The sequence below is a fragment of the Vibrio sp. genome, assembly GCF_048266485.1.
Lineage (GTDB): Bacteria > Pseudomonadota > Gammaproteobacteria > Enterobacterales > Vibrionaceae > Vibrio.
Genome location: NZ_JBLWZK010000013.1, coordinates 66,900 through 88,507 on the forward strand (window position 1 = coordinate 66,900; position 21,608 = coordinate 88,507).

Consider the following 21,608-nt stretch of genomic DNA (forward strand, 5'->3'; position numbering starts at 1 on the left):
TTACCGACTTATTCCTTGACAAATCAACTTGTTGCTAGTTGGAATGTTTGTTGCAATGCATTGGTTTGTATAAAAATGGCTAAGTGCAAAGTATTTGGCTGTATTACGTTTAAGTAAATAAGGTTAGGTTATTAATGGATTCTACTTCCCCCAGGGCATTTGAACTTAAAGGCGCGATACTCGGCTCAATTTCGGTTAATGGTTGCCTACGAGCCATTTTGACGAAGCGAGAACTATCTCAGCCAACAGGTCAACCGCTCTTTACCTATCAGCTATCAGAATCCGAATATCATCACTTACGAACCAGTTTAAAAAAACAAAAATTGCCAACAAGGTTGCACGGAGATAGTAGCTGGTGTGCCGCTTTTTGCCTTTTTAGTGCTGAATGGTATCGACGTCAATATCAAGGTGGATGGAGCTGGAGTGGTATATCAAGCAGCTTAGAGTTTGAGTTAGATGCTAACCAACGTAGTAAGGTAATAAAAACTGGTTTTAAATATTGGCAGCGTACGGTTAGCCAATATAACGATGAAAGGCATAGTTTTCTTGGGTCAGTTTTTCGAGAGGGCGGTTTGCCCTATGGCCTGCTAGCGAGCGAAGGTGGCCGTTTCCAAGCAATTTTTAAACGTATTCTTAGGGTTTTTGACGATGCACAGACATACGGTCAGTCGCCCTCTCAGTTGGTGTCGGAGGGCCTTGAACATTTACCTGAGGCATTTAGGCAAGAAACTACGGTTGATCTTATAACTAATATGGCGGAGCTATTGCTGCGTTTAACCGATGAATACAACCTGCAACAACAAGAACAACCAGCCAATTATTTAGACACCCAATTACCAAATTGGCGAGATCTATTTCCAATCCCGCTTGATGTAGACACCGGAAGTGAATTTCTCACCGGCCTACTGACTTCAGCCTCAGTTCAACGAAAAGACAAACCCCAACAAACAAAACGAATTATTTGCAGACAAAGACTTTCCAACAATGATGATTTAGGCTTTGTTGCTCAAGTTAAATTGATGAAGGCGATACCTATGCCTTTTAAACGGGAAGCATTGATTAACAGTCGAGTTGAGTTGTTCATACAAGAAGGCAATAAAGTAATAGCAGAGCTAGGCATTGGTCATACAACCTTTGAAGGAGAGATAACCAAGGTTATTTTGCGAACCCCTGCTTGTGAGTTTCGTCGCCAAACCATAGAGCAAGATCTGTACTTAGTCGTATTGCAAGCCGGTGTGGAGCTTCATCGAGAAGAAATTCCTAACTCTGACCTTTTGATTAATGAGATGCCGATTGTACTTAAGTCAGACGGCGAGCATGATTGGGTCGTAGGGCAAGGAAGCGTTAGTACTAAAGCTGACCAACTTAAAGCCATCTTAATAAAAGATGCGGCTTACACAGCTGAGTTCCCTGAATTGTGTGAGTTAGTGACGACTGAACGCTACCAGTTTGTCCACTTTTGTGGGGAAGTTAAGGTTGATTATAGTACTGAAGACGATGAGCACGATACCTATGTAATATCGACTCGTCAGTCGGCAGTATTGGCGGAACAAGTGGATATTCGAGGGACCAAACTACAATATTACTCCACTACCGGACAACCTATCTATTTGGGCTTACCGACTATTACGAGCCAAGAAGCCAATACAGAATTATGGTTAGGTGATAAACCACTAGGAGAAACGCATCAAGCTGGCTTGTTTGGTATCCAATCAGTACGTTTAAAGGCGAGTGGTAATCGAACAATGCTCCGCAAACGGCTCGCTATTCTTCCGCAGTCATTCCAGCTTGAGCTTAAGCCGTCTAAGCAAGCTAATAGCGGTTACGTCGATCTTCATTGTGGACGCGACTTATTTGTATCCATAGAAGGCGAACAGGTCTCCTATAAACAAACCAATATAGAGGGTGGTAAGAGAATCACGGTGAGCGCCGAAGGATCACCGCCAGCGGATATTATTCTCTCTATCAGCGCTAACTTGATGGCTGACCCGATAAAAGTACGGGTCCCTTTTCCAGCTTCAGGAGCGTTAACCTTTGACAAAGATGGTAACTGTCTAGCCAATCGTATCACCATCGATGATTTATTAGGTGCGCGTATTCAGTTTTTCCCACGTATAGGTGTAGCGGCGAGTTATCACATTGAATTGAAAGGGCCAATGAGGTCTCGTGATGCGTCTTATTATTGGGAGTATAAGGTTACAGATAAAGTCCTAGAGGTGAGCCTATATGAGTTTCGTCATCGAGTTCAAGAACTACTGGCTGCATCTGGTGAGCTGGATGATGAAGTCCGAATGGTCATTGGAGGGGCGGGTTGTAAAGAGCAACAAACGATCATTGGGCGATATGCCATAGAAGCTCAACAGTTCAATGAGACAGTGAGCTTTGACGTAAAACTGGAAAAAGAACTAGTTATTAAGCCAGAATTGATTAATTTGGGTGACCCTTCAGAAAAAGCGCATGCCCTTCAACAACGTTATTCCAATGGCGTAGCGACAGGCGTATTCGAGCTAAGTACGAAGTTATCTCAGCCAGGGTTAATCGTCCCTTCAAACAATACTCAGCTGGCTTTTCGAGCAAAATTTATTCCGGGTGGTGAGCCTGTTGAATATGGTAGTGATGTAAAAACCTTAAACAAGGCTGTGGCGTTGTTTCATCCAGTAATAAATCCAAACGCGATAGCCGATGTGCTCCCTATGTTAGCGAATGACTTTAACCATAGTAGCTGGCGATTTATTAACGACTTGTTTGCTAATTACTCACATCTTCCAATGGCGACCTTTGAGGTGTGGAAAGCAATAGTGAAACATACTGCTTGCTTATCTGCGCTAGCGTTTAAAGCAGATAATCCCGTTCAATTAATGGAGCGTTTGAAAGTAGAATTCAATGTTATTTGGGAACTTATACCGTTGAGTATTTGGCAGTCACATGTTGTTAAGTTTCGCCAGATGCTACTAAATGTAGGGTTACCTGAAAAAGTGGTGGATAACAAAGTTAAGAGCAAGCTAGAAGCTCTTTCTGAATTTACGCCACTGTTTGAAAAGCAGTGCTGTACTCTAATTGACGATCAATTGATTCAACAAAAGACTAATCTATCAGCTGTGTTTCAATATTGCCTCCCTGATTGGAGTCAAGACTTGATGCGAATTCATTTGTCTGACCGTGAATGGCCGACAGCATTTAGTTTTGAGTTAGAAACATGGTGCCATAAGCATTGTAAATCGCTACTTCATTTTAAAGTTAGTCGAGGGTTCCATAAGAGCGTCCTATATTTTCCAATCTTTGCAGCTGCCGTAGTGTGTGGAAAAGCTCAATTAGAAGAACTGTCATCGTCGCTTTATCCCATAGATTATTTCCATCTACGACAGATTGTCGAGTTTGACCGTCATTGGTTTAACCCCGTATTTCAGAGTGCATTGTGCGTATTTACTCAAGAGGAAGCTTAAATGAAGCAATATTTTTCCACACTAAAACAACAAGCGAATAGCCGTGCAAAAGAGTCAACTCTAAGTATTTTGGGGATTAACAATCCTGCTCTTAGAAACCATTTAAGTGAGCGAATGGAAACGGATGAAAAGTTTGTTCACGGCCCTGTGTTTGAGCAAATGTTCTCTTGGGAAGCAGACGAAATAACGATAGAAGACCTTTCTACCTCTGCTTATAACAACCTACTTAGCCCTGAGCTATTAAATGCCCTAGATGTTTCACCACATAAAGAGGGGTGTAAAAAAGACAGTCGCTGCAAGTGTAAGTATGTATTGAATAGAGAAATAAAACCGTACAAACATCAATTGGAAGCATGGAAAGGGTTACTTGATCCTCTCCCTCAATCTCAAATTATTACCAGTGGCACTGGTTCAGGCAAAACAGAGTGTTTTATGGTTCCGGTGCTCGAAGACTTGTACCGAGAGACACAACAGACAAACAGCTCGCTAACAGGTGTGAGGGCGTTATTTCTGTATCCTTTGAACGCGTTAATTAACTCGCAGAAAGAACGGCTAAACGCTTGGACGAGGCACTTTAACGGAGATATTCGATTCTGTCTGTATAACGGCAATACGCCTAATGATCTTAAAGCTCAAGATAGGCAAAGACAAACAAAGCAGCCTCAGGAAGTACTTTCTAGAAAGTTGATGCGAGACAACCCGGCTCCTATTTTGGTCACCAACGGAACCATGTTGGAGTATATGTTGGTGAGGCAAGCCGACGCACCCATCATCCAAAAGTCACAGGGTAAGTTGCGTTGGATCGTACTAGATGAAGCACATACGTATATTGGTTCGCAAGCCGCTGAACTTGCTTTGCAGCTAAGACGTGTGATGCAAGCTTTTGATGTTAAGCCTGAGGATATTCGATTTATTGCGACATCGGCAACAATTGCGGGTGCTGAAGCTGAAACACAACTTAAAGAATACCTCGCTAGGCTAGCTAATGTAGGCGTAGAGCAGGTAGCTGTCATTGGGGGAAGACGTGTAGTTCCTGGCTTACCCCAAGTTACGCCAGCAGATTTAACTATCAGTGAAATAGAAGCGATAGAGCCAGAGGGTGAACAACCCAAAGATAAGAAGCGGAGTCAAAATTCGGAAGTATCAGAGCGTCGATACTCTGCTTTAGCGAGTTCTGCACTAGCCGTTAAAATACGAGAGTTGTTAGCTGGCGACAATGTAGGCCCGGTACATTACGCTGAATTATTCGATAAATTAAAACCTTATGATTTAAACGAAGCAGAGTTATGCCGATGGCTGGATATTTGTACAGGAACCAAACATTCTCATAGCAGTGAGGCGTTTTTAAAACTCAGAGCTCATTATTTTCAGCGAACGTTGCATGGTTTGTGGTGCTGTATTGACCCAAACTGCCCGAATAAACAGCAGTCTAAATTGAATGGCGCATGGCCATTTGGGTTTGTTTATAGTGAGCATCGTCAGAAATGTCATTGTGGGGCAGCAGTGCTTGAATTAGCGTTTTGCAATGATTGTAACGAACCACATTTATTGGCAACTGATCACAATGGTCACTTGCAACAATGGACCGGAAAAATTAATGATGAGTTTTCATTGCTTGATGAAGAAGAAAAAGAGCTAGACGAGGAGCGCTCAGATCAGTTTTCTAAAAACAGAACCGCAAGTGATACTCAAGTTGTTATTGGAGCAAAACAGAGCGATGAATATAAATACCAATTAAAAGGATTTGATACTGCTGGGCGCGAAGAATCTTTGGAAAACAGTTCAATTCACTTAGCTGAGTTGATGAGTGAATCGCAACAGTGCTGCGAATGTGGTTACTCAGGTAGAGGTCAGTACAGTAAAGCGTTACGAAGAGGGTTACTGGGGGCGCCATTCTATACAGCGATTGCTGTACCAACAGTATTGGAATACTGCCCAGATATTGAGGTGGATAAAGAATCCAAGATAGGCCCTAACTCTGTTCCTGGTCGAGGACGTCGGTTAATTACCTTTACCGATAGTCGACAAGGAACGGCAAAAATGTCAATTCGTATGCAGCAAGAAGCAGAACGGTCGCGATTGCGAGGTTTGGTATTTAAGGAGCTTCGTAGGCATGTGGAAGAGAAAGTCATTATAGATGAGGCGTTACTCGACAGCGTAAAAGACTACTTGAGTATGCCTATCGAAAAATTACGAGTTATGCTGCCATCCATCGAAAAATCCATGCCTGAAGATGCTAAGGCACTAAAAGAATATATTGATATTGCCAGTAGTTCGGTTGCTATACCTTTGCCTCAAACAATCACTTGGTCTGATCTTGCAGCTGTTATTAAACAAGATAATGATTTAAAAGAGTCGATGTTAAAAGAGAACAAGCGGTTATCGCCAGAAATTTTCGATGATTCGACAGGGCCTTTACGACTTACGCAAATGCTACTGACGAGAGAGTTTGCGAGACGGCCAAAAAATAGAAACAATCTAGAGACTCAGGGGTTAGTTAAAATAGTCTACCCGGCATTGGACAAAATCGAGGCTGTCCCGGAGCTTTGGGGGAATTATGGTCTAACGGTAAAAGATTGGCGTGATTACCTTAAAGTTTGTTTGGATTTTTTTGTACGTGAAAACTCTTATATAACCATTGATCGTGAATGGATTCGTTGGATCGGTATGCACTTTTCACCTAAAACTTTGTTAGGGCCTGACGCGAATGATGTCGATGAAAACAGAGCCAAGAGTTGGCCGTTAGTACGAAAAGGCAGTAAACGTCAACAACGTATAATTACTTTGCTCACTGTCGCCACTGGCATTGATATTACGAGTACGGCAGGGGAGGACACGGTTAATGGCTGGTTGGTTTCTGCTTGGAATGCGTTAACCGGTTCGAAAATCTTGCAAGATTCAACAGCAGATAAACAATATAGTTTGAACCTGACTAATGTCAGTTTTTCATTGATGAATTCGGCTTATATATGTCCGATTACGAACAAACTGCTAGACACTACGTTTAAAGGAATTACTCCTTATATTCCGTTTAAAGGCCAGTTAGATGGCAACCTATGTGAAAAAGTGAAACTTCCCGCCGTATGGGCTTTCGAAGGAAGTGATGACTTCTTGCTTTCACTTATCTTAATGCGCAAAGATATTGCGAATTCACCGGAAGTAAGATCACTTAGAGAGCAGAATTTGTGGACGGATATTAATGATCGAACGGTAGAGGGTGGTTTTTACTATGCTTCAGCAGAACACTCTGCACAACAATCCGCTGAGCGACTTAAAATCTATGAGGATGAGTTTAAAGTTGGTAGGAAAAATGTCCTCAACTGCTCTACAACAATGGAAATGGGCGTTGATATCGGTGGTATTACTGCAGTAGTGATGAATAATGTACCACCACACCCAGCGAACTATCTTCAGCGAGCAGGCCGAGCTGGTCGATCTAAAGAATCGAGAGCGATAAGTTACACACTATGTAAAAGTAATCCCCATGATATGTTGGTTTTTAATAACCCGAAATGGCCATTTACTACTGTTATATCAGCCCCTCATGTTGCATTTTCGTCTGAGAAATTGGTGCAGAGACATGTAAACTCATTTTTGATGGGACGCTTTTTAATTGAAGAAGTCGGATTAACCAGTAAAGAGAAATTCAACTTAGATCTTGAGTGGTTTAACTCGAAGCTTAATGGTGAAAAATCTATAGCAGAACGTTATATCAACTGGGTCAAAACGTGTGATAAGAGGTTTCAATCAGCCTTAGCTACTTTAGTTAAAGGTACAGCGTTGAGAAATGCTCCTTTAGCACACATCTGTAAACACTCAGCAAAGAAAATAGAGGAAATCACCACTCGGTGGGTAAATGAATATCAATACATAGAAAATGAATTGGTTGGCGTTGATCCCGATGGCCCTTATGCTTTTAAGCTAAATAGTGAAAAGTCCCGTTTATGCCGAGAGTACTTACTGCGGGATTTAGCGACTAAGGCGTTTCTCCCTGGATATGGTTTCCCTACTGATGTTGTAAATTTGGATACCGATAATATCGTTGATTTTAGAAGGCGGCTTCAATTTAGGAACGTTAGCAAACTCGATCGAGAGGATAATGTTTCTATCAATCGAGGATTGCCAAGTCGAAACCTAGCTGTAGCAATTCGAGAGTATGCTCCCGGTTCAGAAATAGTACTCGATGGCAGAGTACATAGAGCGGCAGGTATCTCGCTGAATTGGCAGAAAATTCACGTTGATGGTGCGAAAGATTCTCAGAAGTTTGACCTAGCCTGGCGTTGTCCAAGTTGTGGTCAGACAGGATATAAAACAGATCTGGCAACACAATCTGATTCGAGTAACTTGATGTGCACTAATATAGCTTGTGGCCAAGCTATTCCAAAAAATGATGAAAAAGATCCAAGCAAAAAAGATTATCGAAAAAAGGTGATTCAACCTACAGGCTTTGTTACCGATTATTATCGAGAACCAACCAATAATATTTCTAATAATAATTATGTTCCCGTTCAACCTTCTTGGGTTATTGCATCAGGTACAGCAACGCCATTACCAATACCTGCACTTGGTTATATGGTGTCGGATGCCAATGGCAAGGTCTTCCATCATAGTTCTGGATTGTCGGGTAAAGGGTATGCGTTATGTATGGCTTGTGGCCGCGCAGAGTCAATGACAGCGAAAGGTGAGTTGCCAAAAGCACTTAACTTGGAAAAAGCGCATAAACCACCGCGTCCTAGTAAATTCGATAAAGATGAAGTAGGTCGACACGCTGATTGTGACGGGTCTGCCAAGATAATATCTTCGATTCATTTAGGTATTAACTCCCGAACCGATGTATTTGAACTGGTGATTAAGAACCCTAAAACGGGTGAATACATACCTGATAATGAGCAGGGTCGAAAAATAGCGACCACATTAGCGGTGGCACTACGAAAGTGCTTAGTAGAGCAACTCGGTATATCTACAAACGAGGTCCAATATAGCGTTAGGCCAACAGTTATTGGTGATAATCAACACGCATTAGTGCTACAACTGTTCGACAGCGTGGGCGGTGGTGCCGGATTTTCGACATCCGCGCCATTTCATATTTCCGAGATATTGAATGGATTAGTTGGAAAACTTGATTGTAGGAAGCAATGTGACGCGTTTTGTCCTGAATGCCTTTTAGAGTCGGATTCGAAACACGATACCGATAAGCTCGATCGCATGTTAGCGATAGAATGGTTAGGTGATAATTTTAAACATTACGTATCACTCTCGACTAAGCACCAAAACCTTATCAAGGATGGAAAATACTGCCCTCAAACTATCGAGGCGCAGTTGACCGATTTACTCAATGAAAAGGTGTCGGAATGTTTATTTGTTCTTTCTTCTGAAGTCGAAGGGTGGGATACATCTCTTGTCTTGATGAAATCGAAATTGCATGAACTATTAGCGAAGAATATCGCTGTTTCAATAGTCGTCCCTAAAGTTGAATTCACAGATGAAATTGTGAGTTTCTTAAGGGAAATACAAAAAATTGGCGTTCAGCTTAAATATGGAAAAGAGTGTGGAGCTATTGTTTTTCAAGGCTTAACAAGTAGCGGTTGGTCTACACTAGCGAACCTTGATATTAAAGCAACCACCCCTGGAGAGCATTGGCTTACAGCGGAAGATATTTCCATTGTTTCTTATAGTGAACCAGAAATAGCGACAACCCCTTTCAAATTAGACTCCATAGAGCCAACCCACTTGTTAGGAGCCGTCCATGTTGATCTTACGACTGAATTGAATGGGTCGTTATCAAACTTCGGCAGAGGTTTTGTTAACTTATTGAAGAGTAAAGATGAGCGATTAACAAAGCTCTTCACAGGTGGTGAATTGAAGAGCATTTCGTACTCAGATAGATATCTCCAAAGTCCGGTTTCTTTATTGTTGCTAGCTGAAGTACTCAAAGCGCTAGGAGAAACAGCGGATTGCCAAATAGAAGTAAATAGCTGTTTTGATGAACAAAATCGAAGCCCATTTGCCGTTAATCATGATTGGAACAATCGCTACGATTACGATGCAATATTTAATGCCTGGTTGACTCATATGGCGGGCAAAAGAATCGATATAAATATAATTGATAACAAACGCGAAGTACCGCACCGAAGAGCAATACAGTTGCATTTTTCTACCGGTGATATCGTTGAGGTTACTCTAGACCAAGGCTTTGGGTATTGGCGATTAGGTCTTGCTGGTGGGATGCATCGATTTGATTTCATGAGAGATACGCAAGATCAGATAAAGCGGCTAATTGATATTTATAAATTGGCTAAGGTGTCTAATAGTGCCAGCTGGTCTACTTGGATTGCAATTAACGTGTTGTAAGCATTTCGAATGTTAATAGGTTAAAAATGAAAATAACATCACTTACCGTTGGTGGATTCAAAGGTATTAAGAATAAAGCCACGATTCCACTCGCACCTATCACGTTGTTCTTTGGGGCAAACAGTACAGGTAAAAGCACTGTATTACATGCATTACTGTATCTGTATGAAGTGATCGCTAAACGTAATTTTGATGCACAGTACAGCTCAATCGCTGGGGAGTCGCTCTACTTTGGTGGTTTTCACAATATTGTTCATGGTAAGGATTTAAATGGAGTTATCACCTTAGGTGCAACACTAGATTTTAGAGATGGAGTGGCGGATATTTGGGATGATTATTTGTCCAGCTCTGAACAATGGTTACTAGAATCCCATTTAGGCTTTACACCAGATTCAGACGCTGATGTTGTATCATTTGAGTTAGACATTAAATGGGACCATACCAAAAGTCGTGCGTTTATCAGCCGATATGTATGTAAAAGCCACGGCATTGAGTATTTCAAAACAACAGCTCAAGCCGGTCGACCAGATTGCCAAATTGCTCACTATCAACCACTGCCACATTGGGAAGTAGATGAATCATTTAAAATCGAAAACCTCTTTGATTCTGGCCAGTGGGAAGATGTCTCAATAAATGGCCAAGATGCGTTGCCGAATATCCATAAAAGGCTTGATCTATCCAACGCACCTTTCGATTGGTCTGATGTTTTCGAAAGTCATCCGTTAGCCGCCCAGCTGTTTGCCGAAGCCTCACTCTCTCAAGCAGCGCTTGCGCCACTAAAGCTATTAGTGAATAAACTTGAAGATTTGCTTCATATTGGGCCGTTACGCATTGTGCCAACACGCGCAACCGTCTTGAACAAAAAGACTAGTTCGCAGCGCTGGTATGACGGAACAGCTGGCTGGGAGACCTTCGCCTTTGCCAATGAAAGAGTAAAAGCCAAAACTAATGAAAAGTTCGTTAGTAGCCAGTTCTTTGGCACTAATTACTGCTTTGAGTCTCCAGCTTACGGCGAAACAAGTTTGAGTGAAAAATCAGTCATTCTTAAAGACTCCCATACAGACATCCCTCTATTGCCGTCAAGCGTCGGTGTCGGCGTATCACAAGTGTTCCCATTTGTAGTTGCTACATCGCTTGAGCAAGATCTTATCGTGTCGTGCGAGCAACCCGAACTGCATATCCACCCAAAGTGGCAGTTAGCCTTAGGGGATATGATGATTGAAGCAGTTAAGAATAACCCAGATAGAATGTTTCTCATCGAAACTCATAGTGAGCACTTGATGTTACGCCTTCTAAGAAGAACGATTGATGAAGGGGCTCTTTCAATAACGCCTGATGAGATTAGCGTTATCAATGTGTTTAAACACGACGAAGAAATCCATTATCAACGCCAGCGTATTACGGACAGTGGAGATTTCGAACTTGATTGGCCGGAAGGTTTCTTTGAAGAGCGCTACGGAGAGGTGTAAGAATGATCAGAGAATATGCCGTTGATCCTGATGCCTACACAAGAAATCGTGACTCCCTACAACGCTTCTTCACGGACTTTCGGGCTGAGCAGGGCAGAGTTTGTCTGCAATCCCAAAAAACTGGGAAAGGGCACAACAAGCAAGTATACGCGCTATGGATTTGCAACCAGTAGAACGCAGGAAGTGCTTTGATGAGCTCAGAAAACTTTGTAATACATCTTTGATCCCAGGTATTACAGTGCCTGAGCATATTGATGAATGGTTAGCTCAAGCTAGACATGCGAAAGAGAGCTTCGTTATTCAAGCAATAATTACATCTATCTTTAATGAAGCCAATAGTGAATACGATTACGCAAGTATGATGTTTACTCAGCCAAAAGATTGGATAATAAATCAAACCAATAGCGTACCTAGAAATGCCGAGTCGTTAGCTGATGCTATTTCCATGTCACTTGCGCTAGCTGAAGTCGCTATGTTTATCGACCCCTACTTTCACCCTTCTGACGATAGATATAGAAGGCCTTTTATTGAGTTCATTGAGCGACTTTCTGGTGGCCGCCGTCCGTGCCGAAGAGCGCTAGTGTATACAGCTCTCCAAGGAGATAAAACAAAAGCTGTTTTGCAGAGAGGACTTGAGGACCATATTCAACCACTATTACCAACTGGATTTGAGTTAGAACTATCTATTTGGCCGTCGAATCAAATGCATGATCGGTTTGTATTAACTAAGCAAGTTGGTTACTCATTTGGCCATGGTTTGGACGAAGCCGCTTATCAAGGTGCAATCGAAGTCAATATTCATCGACTGGCAGAGACTGCAAGGCAGGCTGAATATCGTAAGTTTTCAAACACAGCTATTCGTCAAGGAGACCCAATTGTCACCGTTGGCTCTTAGGAAACAAACACTAGAACCATAAATACTAAACCGCTATCCACTGCATGGCGGTTTTTTTTAGCACGCATGTAACAATATTTACCTTTAATAAATATTGTTACCATATGAAACTGTGATAGTTTGCAAAGATTCAATTAAATCATAATGTTAGCGTTTGGCATGCTTGTTGATTGCATTGTTGTATCAACATTTACGAATCGAGGTGCCATCGAATATGACAGACGCTAATTCTACTACTTTAACAATTCCATCATTTTCTTTTCCGGATATCCAAGTATCTGGAAATAGAGTCGAGAGGTTCGGACGTCGCTCGTTTGAGCTCGCTGTATCGATAGCTGCTACAGATAACGCTGATATCGTTGTCTGCAAGTCGCCAATTGGAGGTGATTTCTCCCAGTTCTATATTGTTAAAAGTAAGTGCGTTTGTACTTCACACCTTGAAGGTTACCCCGTTTTATACACACTAAAACCTTCGAGTTTTAAGGCGCTGGTCGTTGAATCTGAACTTCGGTGGCTAAATCATCCGTTGACGAAATTGAACGATTTGAAACCCACGCAAATTGCCAAATCTTGGCAGAATCAGTTCATGTTTAAGGCCGAGGATAAAGAGTCGGATACTATGGGGCTGCGTACGCCTCAAGTCGGTGCTCTTCATGCAATCTCTGCTGAGTTTTCAAGGTCAGCGAATATAGAGCCTAGTACAGTCGTTCTACCAACTGGAACAGGCAAAACAGAGACTATGTTGGCGACAACGATCTACCACCGCTGCGATAAAGTCCTGGTGTTGGTTCCTTCAAATTCGTTGCGTGATCAAATCGGCGATAAATTCAAAACTCTTGGTTGTTTGGCAGAGCTGGGTGTTGTACCCGAGAAAATACTCCATCCTGCTGTCGTGAAAATTAAAAAGGGCATTAAGACTGTAGAAGAGGCGCAGAAGCTACTCGATAGTGCTAATGTGCTCGTTGCAACACCACAAATATTGAAATCACGCTTTGCCAATTCTGGCGTGCTTGAAACAATCTGCAACGCTTGTAGTCATCTGTTTGTTGACGAAGCTCATCATATTTCCGCGAGTACCTGGAATGGAATAAAAGAGCAATTTGTCGGCAAGCGCGTTATCCAATTTACCGCTACGCCTTTCCGTAATGACACTCAGAGCTTAGGTGCAAAAATCATTTATAACTACACCATGGGAGAAGCTCAAAAAGCAGGTTATTTTACTAACGTACAACTCGAACCAGTAGAAGAATATTTCCAAGACTCTATGGATCTCGCTATCGCAGATAAAGCGATTAAGTTGCTAAAGCATGATATGGCGTCACGGCTTGATCACTTAATGATGGCTAGAGTGAAAACGAAAGAGAGAGCGAAAGAAGTCTTTGCTCTTTATCAGAAACTGGCACCAGAGCTTAAACCAGTCTTGGTGCATTCTGACCTTTCTAAAACGGAACAAAATAAGCGCCTTGCCTCTCTGCGAGCACGAGAAGCCAAAGTGGTAGTATGTGTTGATATGCTAGGTGAAGGGTACGATTTACCAAACTTAAAAATTGCGGCTATTCATGACCATCATAAAAGTTTGGCGATAACGTTACAGTTTATCGGGCGGTTTACCCGTGTCTCTCATAAAGAAACACTCGGTTCTGCAAGCGTGGTTGTGAATATAGCTGACCCTGGCGTTGAAGGTGCGTTGCAGAAATTGTACGCACTTGGTGCTGATTGGGATGAAGTATTAAGACGCTTGTCAGAGAATCAAATAGAACGAGAGGTGCGATTACAAGAGGTTGTTGACTCTCTTAGAGAGCAAGGGGACTTGCACGAACAGCTCTCGCTCTGGAACTTGCGACCATCTTGTTCAGCTATGTTATTCAAGACAGATTGTGAAAGTTGGAATCCTGAGAAGTTCACGGATATAAAATTCAGTCATGATGAAATGTGGCATTCAATTTCGGCTGAGGAAAATATTTTGGTGCTGTTGGCTGTAGCCAGCACGTCAGTGAAATGGGGCCACTTTAAAGATGTTAAAGACATCAACTACAAAATACTGATAGCTCATTGGGATAATGAACGGAACGCTTTACTCATTTATTCAAATGATTATAAGGGTTTTAAAGTAGAAGTACTGGCTGAAAAATTATGTGGTGAGTCGACTTATGTGATGTCCGGAAAGCAGATTTTTAATGTCCTCAATAACATCGAATATCCACTAGTGAATAATCTTGGTTCTGCACAAAACGGAGCGATAAGCTTTACGCAGTTTTTTGGACCAAACGTTACTGAGGGGCTAAGCGCAGTTGAAAAATCAGCGTCAACTCTTAGCAATATTGCGGCCATGGGGTACGAGGATGGCAACAAAGTATTGTGGGGGTGTTCTGAACGTAAAGGTAAAGTTTGGTCTCCCAAAGCGGGTTCAATCGCCGACTGGTTACTCTGGGCAAAAGCAGCGTGGGATAAAGTAGTAGAGGGTGGTAATGAGGATACTAATATTACACGTGACTTCTTGAGACCTCAGAAAATAGACAACCCTCATCCTTATATGCCGATATCAATTCAGTGGGGGGAGCAACTTCAAGTCCGTTATGAAGAGGGCGTCAAAATCTACTTTGGTTCATCTTCATTCTACTTGTACGGAGTCGACTTAAAAGTGACATGGGATGAACAAACTAAAGAACCTATTCTGGTTTTTGAGTCCTCTCAAACCACATCAAAATACAAATTATTGATCGACCAAGAGCTGTCTAAAGGTTATGACTATCAATTGTTAGAAGGTGAGCCGATATCCATTCAAGTAGGAAACTCTGAACCTAGACCGCTCATAGAAGAGATGTACCACGATCCAATATTCGTCTACTACGCTGATGGCTCATTTTCTTATAACTGTTACTGGGTTGAAGTTAGGGACAATATAGGTAGTTATTCTCCTGACTCTTTGAATTCCGTCGAATGGATCGTAGACATAACGAAAGAGTCAATGGGTGTGAACTTAAATACTGATACAGTACAGCACCAAACTTGGCAGCTTATCGACTCAGAGTACGACATCGTCATCAATGATGATGACCATGGAGAAGCTGCTGATTTAGTAGCGATTAAATCTCTACCAGACAAGATTATTCTAAGCCTATACCACTGCAAATACTCTCATGGTAGTGAACCTGGAAGACGACTAAGTGATCTTTATGAAGTCTGCGGGCAGGCTCAACGTTCTGTGCGTTGGAAGCATGTTGGTCTTCCTTATCTATACAAACATATTCAAAAGCGTGAAGGGGCTTGGAAAGGGCGAGGTCACAGCCGTTTTCTTAAAGGGAATATAGCTCAGTTGGAAAGCATCAAAAATCGCTCACGTACCACTCCTATCGAGTTTCAAGTCGCAGTGGTGCAACCGGGAGTGAGCAAAGAGCAAATTACAGAAGAAATGCTCAAATTACTTGGAACAACAGAACTTTTCATAAAGAAAACAACATTGGCTGATTTACGCGTGTGGTGCTCGGAGTAAATCCGTTCCCAAATTTACGCTAACGATATAAATAGAAGGAATTTATTGTGACAACGACAGTATGTACAGCAACGATGAACAGAAAAGACAAGCTCCAAACCCTAATGGCTCAGATGAGCGATGGATTATTGGAAAGGGAGCATCAAGTTAAACTTATGATGCTAGCCGCACTTTCCGGTGAGCATGTCTTACTCGTTGGGCCTCCAGGAACGGCTAAAAGTGAATTGGCAAAGCGACTGAAAAGTGTCTTTGTTGAGGCTAATTACTTTGAACGATTAGTGACGCGTTTTTCTGTTCCAGAAGAGCTGTTTGGGCCGCTTTCGATCAAAGCGTTGGAAGAGGATCGTTACAACAGGCTTACCAGTGGATATCTGCCTGAAGCATCCGTGGCGTTTATTGATGAAATTTTTAAAGCAAACAGTGCAATTTTGAATAGTCTTCTAACACTGTTAAATGAGCGTCAGTTTGATAATGGAAATCGAAGAGTCAATGTTCCTTTAATCTCTGTTGTAGCAGCAAGCAACGAGTTACCGGAAGGGGAAGAGCTAAGCGCTTTATACGATAGATTTATTTTGCGTTCTTATGTGTCGCCTGTGTCTGATGGGGCATTTGAAGAACTTCTGAGCGGTACTTTGAAAGAGTTTGATCCTGATCTGAATATTCGTTTAAAGCTTGATGACCTAGATGAGGTACAGAAGCTAGCTGAAAAAGTGGAGTTAACCACCGTTACGATTGAGGCGTGTAAAGAGTTCAAACACTACCTTAAATCGCAAGAGATTAAGGTATCTGACCGCCGTTGGCGTAAGCTGGTGAAATTAATGAAAGTGTCCGCTTTCACTTCTGGTTTTAACGAAACCAGCATTTACGATACTTGGATTCTTCCTCATTGTTTATGGGAACAACCAGAGCAATTTGAGGGGCTTCAAGATCTTTATAGACGCTTGGTGTCGGTTGATGGCAAGCAGGCACCATCAAGTTTAATCAAGTATTTATCTGTTTGGGAAGCTAAGTTAAAAGAAGAGAAACAATCACTTAAATGCAACAATGATGGGCAATTAATCTACCTCGATCCAGATGGGAAAGAAACACATGATAAGAGCAGTTATAGACAGAAAAAAGACGCTAAGGGAAGGTTACTTTTTTTAGATCGTGATGGATATGAAACGATCGAGAAAGAATACTCTTATGGTTATCAACAGATCACATATAAACCAGCCAAAGAAAAGGTTACACACAAACAAGCTTTCTTAAACAATACGTTTTCTAAAGCCCATATTGATAGCAGGGTGAACACAGCGACAGATTTAATTAATAGCATAACAGGCCACCTCAATAATATTGAGGACGAGCTATTAAATGTGAATACCTACTTTATGAATAGTTTATGGCTCGATCTATCTTTACTACCGGATGTGATTGAGTCTCTAAATGAATCGAAAACGACAGCCAAGAAGCTTTTATTAAGAGCAGAGAAATTAGCAAAAGAGTTCTCAAACTTGCCAGTAGAAAAAGTCCTAACATCAAAAATAAAAGATGTACAGGGAGAGTCAGATGCGATTGAAGGTGAGCTTATATGATAACGGAAACCTATCAAATTCAGTCTCCGTCATTCAACTTGGATAGCCAATTTACATGCATCGATAATGTGCCGGAGAAGTTTCTTCCGGCGGTTATTACGAGCTCTGCCGGTGATTTAGTCGAGCGGTGCGAGTCATTAGTTAATTCTAGAAATGAACTCTTTAGGGGAGGGAGTCCGACAAGTTTATCTCCCTTAGCGCCTCAACCTCTGACAAATGTTATTTGCAAAGCGGTAGAAGAAACAAAATTAAGTCGGTACTGCTTACAGAATGAAGAGGTCACAGATGCTTTGCTATCTGACATTCTCACTACGATAGATACGCTTCAGTCTAAAGCATCGTTGTTAGTTCCTGACCAGATTAAGCAGTTGGAAGAAGAAGCATTAAATCAAATCAAGCAAGCTTTAGAGAAGAGTAAGAACAAGCGTAAACAAACTAAACCCATTTCCCTCACTAATACTCAACGAACAAGAATTGCCGTTACTGCCTCAGAGGAAATATGGCAGCAATTAATCTCTAAACAGGATGGTGTTGGCATCTTACCTGATGTATGGCATGAAAGGTTAGTGGTATGGGCTCAATTAGAAGAGGTATTTACTGAACTTGGGCTGATCACAGATTTAGGCTTTGACTTATCAAAAGGCGTTTTCCAAAGCCATGGTTGGCTCGATATCACGCGATTAAATAAATTAGTTAAAAAGCTCCCTAAGTTGCAAAACTTGATTCGAGACTTAGGGCGTGATGATCAAGCTGAAGGCTCAGTACTTGAAGAGATCGTGATCAAAATGAGTATCGCTTCTAGACAAGAGAAGTCTGTAGCAACACCTATTGTTCCTATGGAAACGAAAGGCATTACTCGCTCAGATTCGGTCTCTCGAATGTTGCCCCAAGAAGCTTCGCTATTAACCAACCCTATACTCAAAAAACTCTGGCATGCCAAGCGAGCCGAGCATGCTTTACTTTCATACTCCGTGGAAGGGACAGAGGTTCTGGAAACAGAAGAGAAGCTAGATCAAGAGTCTGTTAGTGAAAAGCAGGGCGATAAAAGCAATAAGAACCGGGGCCCAATGGTAATTTGTTTGGATACTTCAGGATCTATGAAAGGGCTACCAGAAAACATTGCTAAAGCGACCGTTTTGGAATGCTTGAAAGTTGCCTATAAAGAACAACGGCGTTGTTACGTTTATCTCTTTGGAAGTAAGAAGGAGGTTCGTGAACTTGACCTGACATTAGATGCTTCAAGGTTTAATGACTTGCTTAACTTCCTTACGATGTCTTTTGGAGGTGGTACTGATGCTGAAGGACCACTCAACAAAGCTCTAGAAAAATGTGATTCGGAAGAGTGGTATAAAGCCGATATCCTGCTAGTGAGTGATGGCGAATTTCCAGTGTCTTCAGGGCTGAGTAGGAAAATTAGCAATCGAAGAGAGAAGCAGGGACTACAAGTTCATGGCATTCAAATTGGTCACTCGCATTACACATCAATGAGCAAAATTTGTGACCCTATTCATTACTTTTCGGAGTGGGTTAATTTAAGACATTAGACGCTTATATGGGAAATTAACTCTCAGAAAGGTTAGTAGTTAACCGCCACTAGATTATTGAAGTAACTCAACTTTATTGAATCTAGTTAACATTGATTTAATCCTAAATATGGTAAATTCCACTTTATTCACATAATCATGATAATTAGGACAAAGGATGTCAGAAGCGAAAGCCAATTTTGAGTACGCGATCTCAGACGCAGAGCAATTATTAGAGTGTTACGATCAGTTAAACGGATGTAAATCCAATACCCAACCTCCAGAGGTACTTAAGAGAGCTACTCTGATAATGACCCTTACTGCTTGGGAAACCTATGTAGAAGATATAGCAAAAGAGCTTGTTGATGCCAAATATGGGGTAGTTATGGGCTCTCAACTAGGACAAATTATAGAGAATCGTTTAGAGGAGCAGCTTAAGTACTTTCATAACCCTGGCTCTAGGAAAACGAAAGCTTTATTTGAAGAGTTTTTTGGTATTGATGTTACTGAGGCTTGGGTATGGGCTAGCTACATTACCGCAGATGAATCTCGATCACAGCTAAACAAATGGCTCAAAAAACGAGGTGAAGCTGTGCATCGTGCCCATACAGATAGAACTGAAGCTCACATCGTCAAGCGTGAAGAGTTGAATAAGTGCATCAGGTTTTTTCGAGAGTTGGTGAACGTGACTGATACAAGGTTATCGGAACTGTAATGATTGTATGTTTTCTAATCTTGAGATGAGTCTTACCAGTTAGCTGAAAGTAACTTTCTTACTGCAGTAGTTTTGCTGAAATATTTGATTCACAAAAATATCAACTTATGGTTGTTTCAACAACTGGATTACTAATACCAACAAAGGCCGCTTTTTTAAGTGGCCATTTTTATTAATAACCATATAAAATAAATTGATATTTTGATGTCAATCGACAATGACTCTGAGCTATAGTTAGCTTCTTTTCATACTTTTTATGGATGCAATTATGAAACCTATTACTGTCGCAATGTCAGTTTTTGCTGTGTTAATGTCTTTTGGTTCTGTCGCGGCACAAGAGTGTAGTGGCTTGTCTGGTTGTGAGGCAAAAGTTTGTCAGATTGAAAAGCAAATGGAATTCGCTAAACAGCACAACAATTCAAATAAAGAAGCAGGTTTACAAAAAGCGTTAACGGAAGTGAAAGATCATTGTACAGTAGATGGCTTGAAAGACGACTTGCAAGACGACATCGATGATGTAATGGATGACTTGGCAGAGCATCAAGATGATTTAGCGGAAGCGATTCAAGACCAAGAGCTTGATAAAGTCGAAAAATACAAACAAAAAATTGCTGAAGATAAGCAGGAGCTTGAACAATTAAAGGCTGAATTGCAAAAGCTGTAAAGCTCTTATGATCGGTATATATTAATAAGTTTCAATAGAAAATGGCGCTTGGATTAATGCCTATGCGCCATTTTAGTTTAGCTATCTTTTGTAATAATAAGATTAGTCATCTACGCGACAGTTAGAGACCTCGGTGTTTAGGTTGATTAAAGTACATTCAACATCAGTACGAGAGCCGTTATTACCAAATGATCCATTGATATTGGTATATCCCCAAAGACTGTCATTCTCAATAGAACCTTCTAGGTCGATTTCGTTATCGTTAGTTTCTAGCTCTTCCACTTCTTTGACTAAGTAAATGATATTGCCACTAGCATCGGTAGATTCTACACCTTCAATTTCAATGTTTGCGTTATTAATGCTTGCCATGTTTAAGCGATCTTCGAATTGAGTACGGCTATCAGTAATAAATTTATAACCATTAATTGAGAAACTAGTATCATCGATTAACGTTGCTGTGCCAGATAGTGCAAACTTAACACTAGATTGAGTTTGAGAGCCGGAGCCATCTTCAAATTCAATTTCAGTCGCTTCTAGACCTGACGTACCATTTACAAGCTCTACCTCAATATGTGCACCTTCAATAAGGTCAGATTGCATGCCATCATCAAATACAGTGCTATTAGTGATCGTAATGCTAGTACGGCCATTGAGTTCGAACGATGTTTGTTCATTGTTCACCCAAGTGATAATACCTTCTAATTCAGCACCGCTGTATTGGTTATCATCTTCGATTTCAATTTCAATGGCATTAAATTGAGTGTTTACAAAATGACCTTCAACTTCAACCCATAGTCCGTTAGATAATGGAGCATCGTCATCTATCTCTATAGCGCCAGCATAAGAAATCAAGGTTTGACCGATGTAAAAGGTTTGGTTTGTAGTATTAAGTGATGAGATTGGACCTTCAATTTCGGCTTCACCATTGTGAATGAAAGCAGCGTCATAAATACCAATAACCTGCCATTGGCCACTGTTATCAATGTAACCATCTACTAAAACCCAGTCACCAACTTGATAGTGAGGGGCAGATGAGTAAGTTCGTGTGCTTGTTGTTGTCGGAATATCTGTACCATTTACAGTAATCGTATCAGCGTTTACAGCCGTTATTTCACCGACTAGGCTAGGATCGAGTTCGATTTCTGTCGCTACACCGTTACGGTTAGTTTCAACATCAACACGCATGCCTTTTTGAATATCGGTTAAGTTTAGTCGTGTTTCGTCATATTCCACTTCAGCGTTAGAAGCATCAAGTTCAAAGCCATTTACGGTAATTTTGCTCTCTGAAACTTCTGTTACTGTTCCGGTTAACTTTTCCGGAGATGAGTAAGAATTAGCATTATCTGATGAATTGTTATCACTACCGCTACCACCACAAGCTGAAAGTAGCGCTGCAACCGATAAGCATAAAATTGTCTTTTTCATAATAAACCTTAATTTTTATATTTGTATTGTAGGAGTCGTTGATTTACAGGTAT

Annotated in this window: 10 protein-coding genes; 9 read left to right on the forward strand and 1 reads right to left on the reverse strand. The window is 41.3% G+C overall.

From position 1 onward, the window contains the following. Positions 1–134: 134 nt before the first annotated feature. From ACN0T8_RS13550 to ACN0T8_RS13590, 9 genes are all read left to right on the forward strand, one after another. On the forward strand, positions 135–3,443 hold the full coding sequence (locus ACN0T8_RS13550) for an STY4851/ECs_5259 family protein (RefSeq protein WP_417881156.1): 3,309 nt from the start codon (positions 135–137) through the stop codon (positions 3,441–3,443). After that, entirely contained in the window at positions 3,444–9,794 is a 6,351-nt protein-coding gene (locus ACN0T8_RS13555; protein ID WP_417881157.1) for a DEAD/DEAH box helicase, read from the forward strand. Between the two features lie 26 nt (positions 9,795–9,820). Then, entirely contained in the window at positions 9,821–11,263 is a 1,443-nt protein-coding gene (locus ACN0T8_RS13560; protein ID WP_417881158.1) for an AAA family ATPase, read from the forward strand. Between the two features lie 100 nt (positions 11,264–11,363). Then, positions 11,364–12,158 carry a hypothetical protein gene (locus ACN0T8_RS13565; protein WP_417881159.1) on the forward strand — a complete coding sequence of 265 codons (795 nt, stop codon included), beginning with the start codon at positions 11,364–11,366 and terminating at the stop codon, positions 12,156–12,158. Between the two features lie 214 nt (positions 12,159–12,372). Continuing rightward, positions 12,373–15,651, forward strand: coding sequence for a DEAD/DEAH box helicase (locus ACN0T8_RS13570; protein WP_417881160.1), 3,279 nt, complete (start codon positions 12,373–12,375; stop codon positions 15,649–15,651). A gap of 47 nt (positions 15,652–15,698) precedes the next feature. Next, the gene (locus tag ACN0T8_RS13575; protein ID WP_417881161.1) at positions 15,699–17,228 is read left to right on the forward strand and encodes an AAA family ATPase; all 1,530 of its coding nucleotides are present in this window, start codon (positions 15,699–15,701) and stop codon (positions 17,226–17,228) included. Continuing rightward, the gene (locus ACN0T8_RS13580) at positions 17,225–18,772 is read left to right on the forward strand and encodes a VWA domain-containing protein (RefSeq protein ID WP_417881162.1); all 1,548 of its coding nucleotides are present in this window, start codon (positions 17,225–17,227) and stop codon (positions 18,770–18,772) included. The genes ACN0T8_RS13575 and ACN0T8_RS13580 overlap by 4 nt, the downstream gene beginning before the upstream one ends. Before the next feature lie 157 nt (positions 18,773–18,929). Continuing rightward, positions 18,930–19,466, forward strand: a complete 537-nt coding sequence (locus tag ACN0T8_RS13585; protein ID WP_417881163.1) for a HEPN domain-containing protein — start codon at positions 18,930–18,932, stop codon at positions 19,464–19,466. A gap of 268 nt (positions 19,467–19,734) precedes the next feature. Then, on the forward strand, positions 19,735–20,130 hold the full coding sequence (locus ACN0T8_RS13590; RefSeq protein WP_417881164.1) for a DUF1090 domain-containing protein: 396 nt from the start codon (positions 19,735–19,737) through the stop codon (positions 20,128–20,130). Positions 20,131–20,232: 102 nt separating this feature from the next. On the opposite strand, the gene ACN0T8_RS13595 is transcribed toward ACN0T8_RS13590, so the two are convergent. Beyond that, complete coding sequence (locus tag ACN0T8_RS13595; protein WP_417881165.1) at positions 20,233–21,555, reverse strand: DUF5666 domain-containing protein; 1,323 nt, start codon at positions 21,553–21,555, stop codon at positions 20,233–20,235. Positions 21,556–21,608 lie beyond the last annotated feature (53 nt).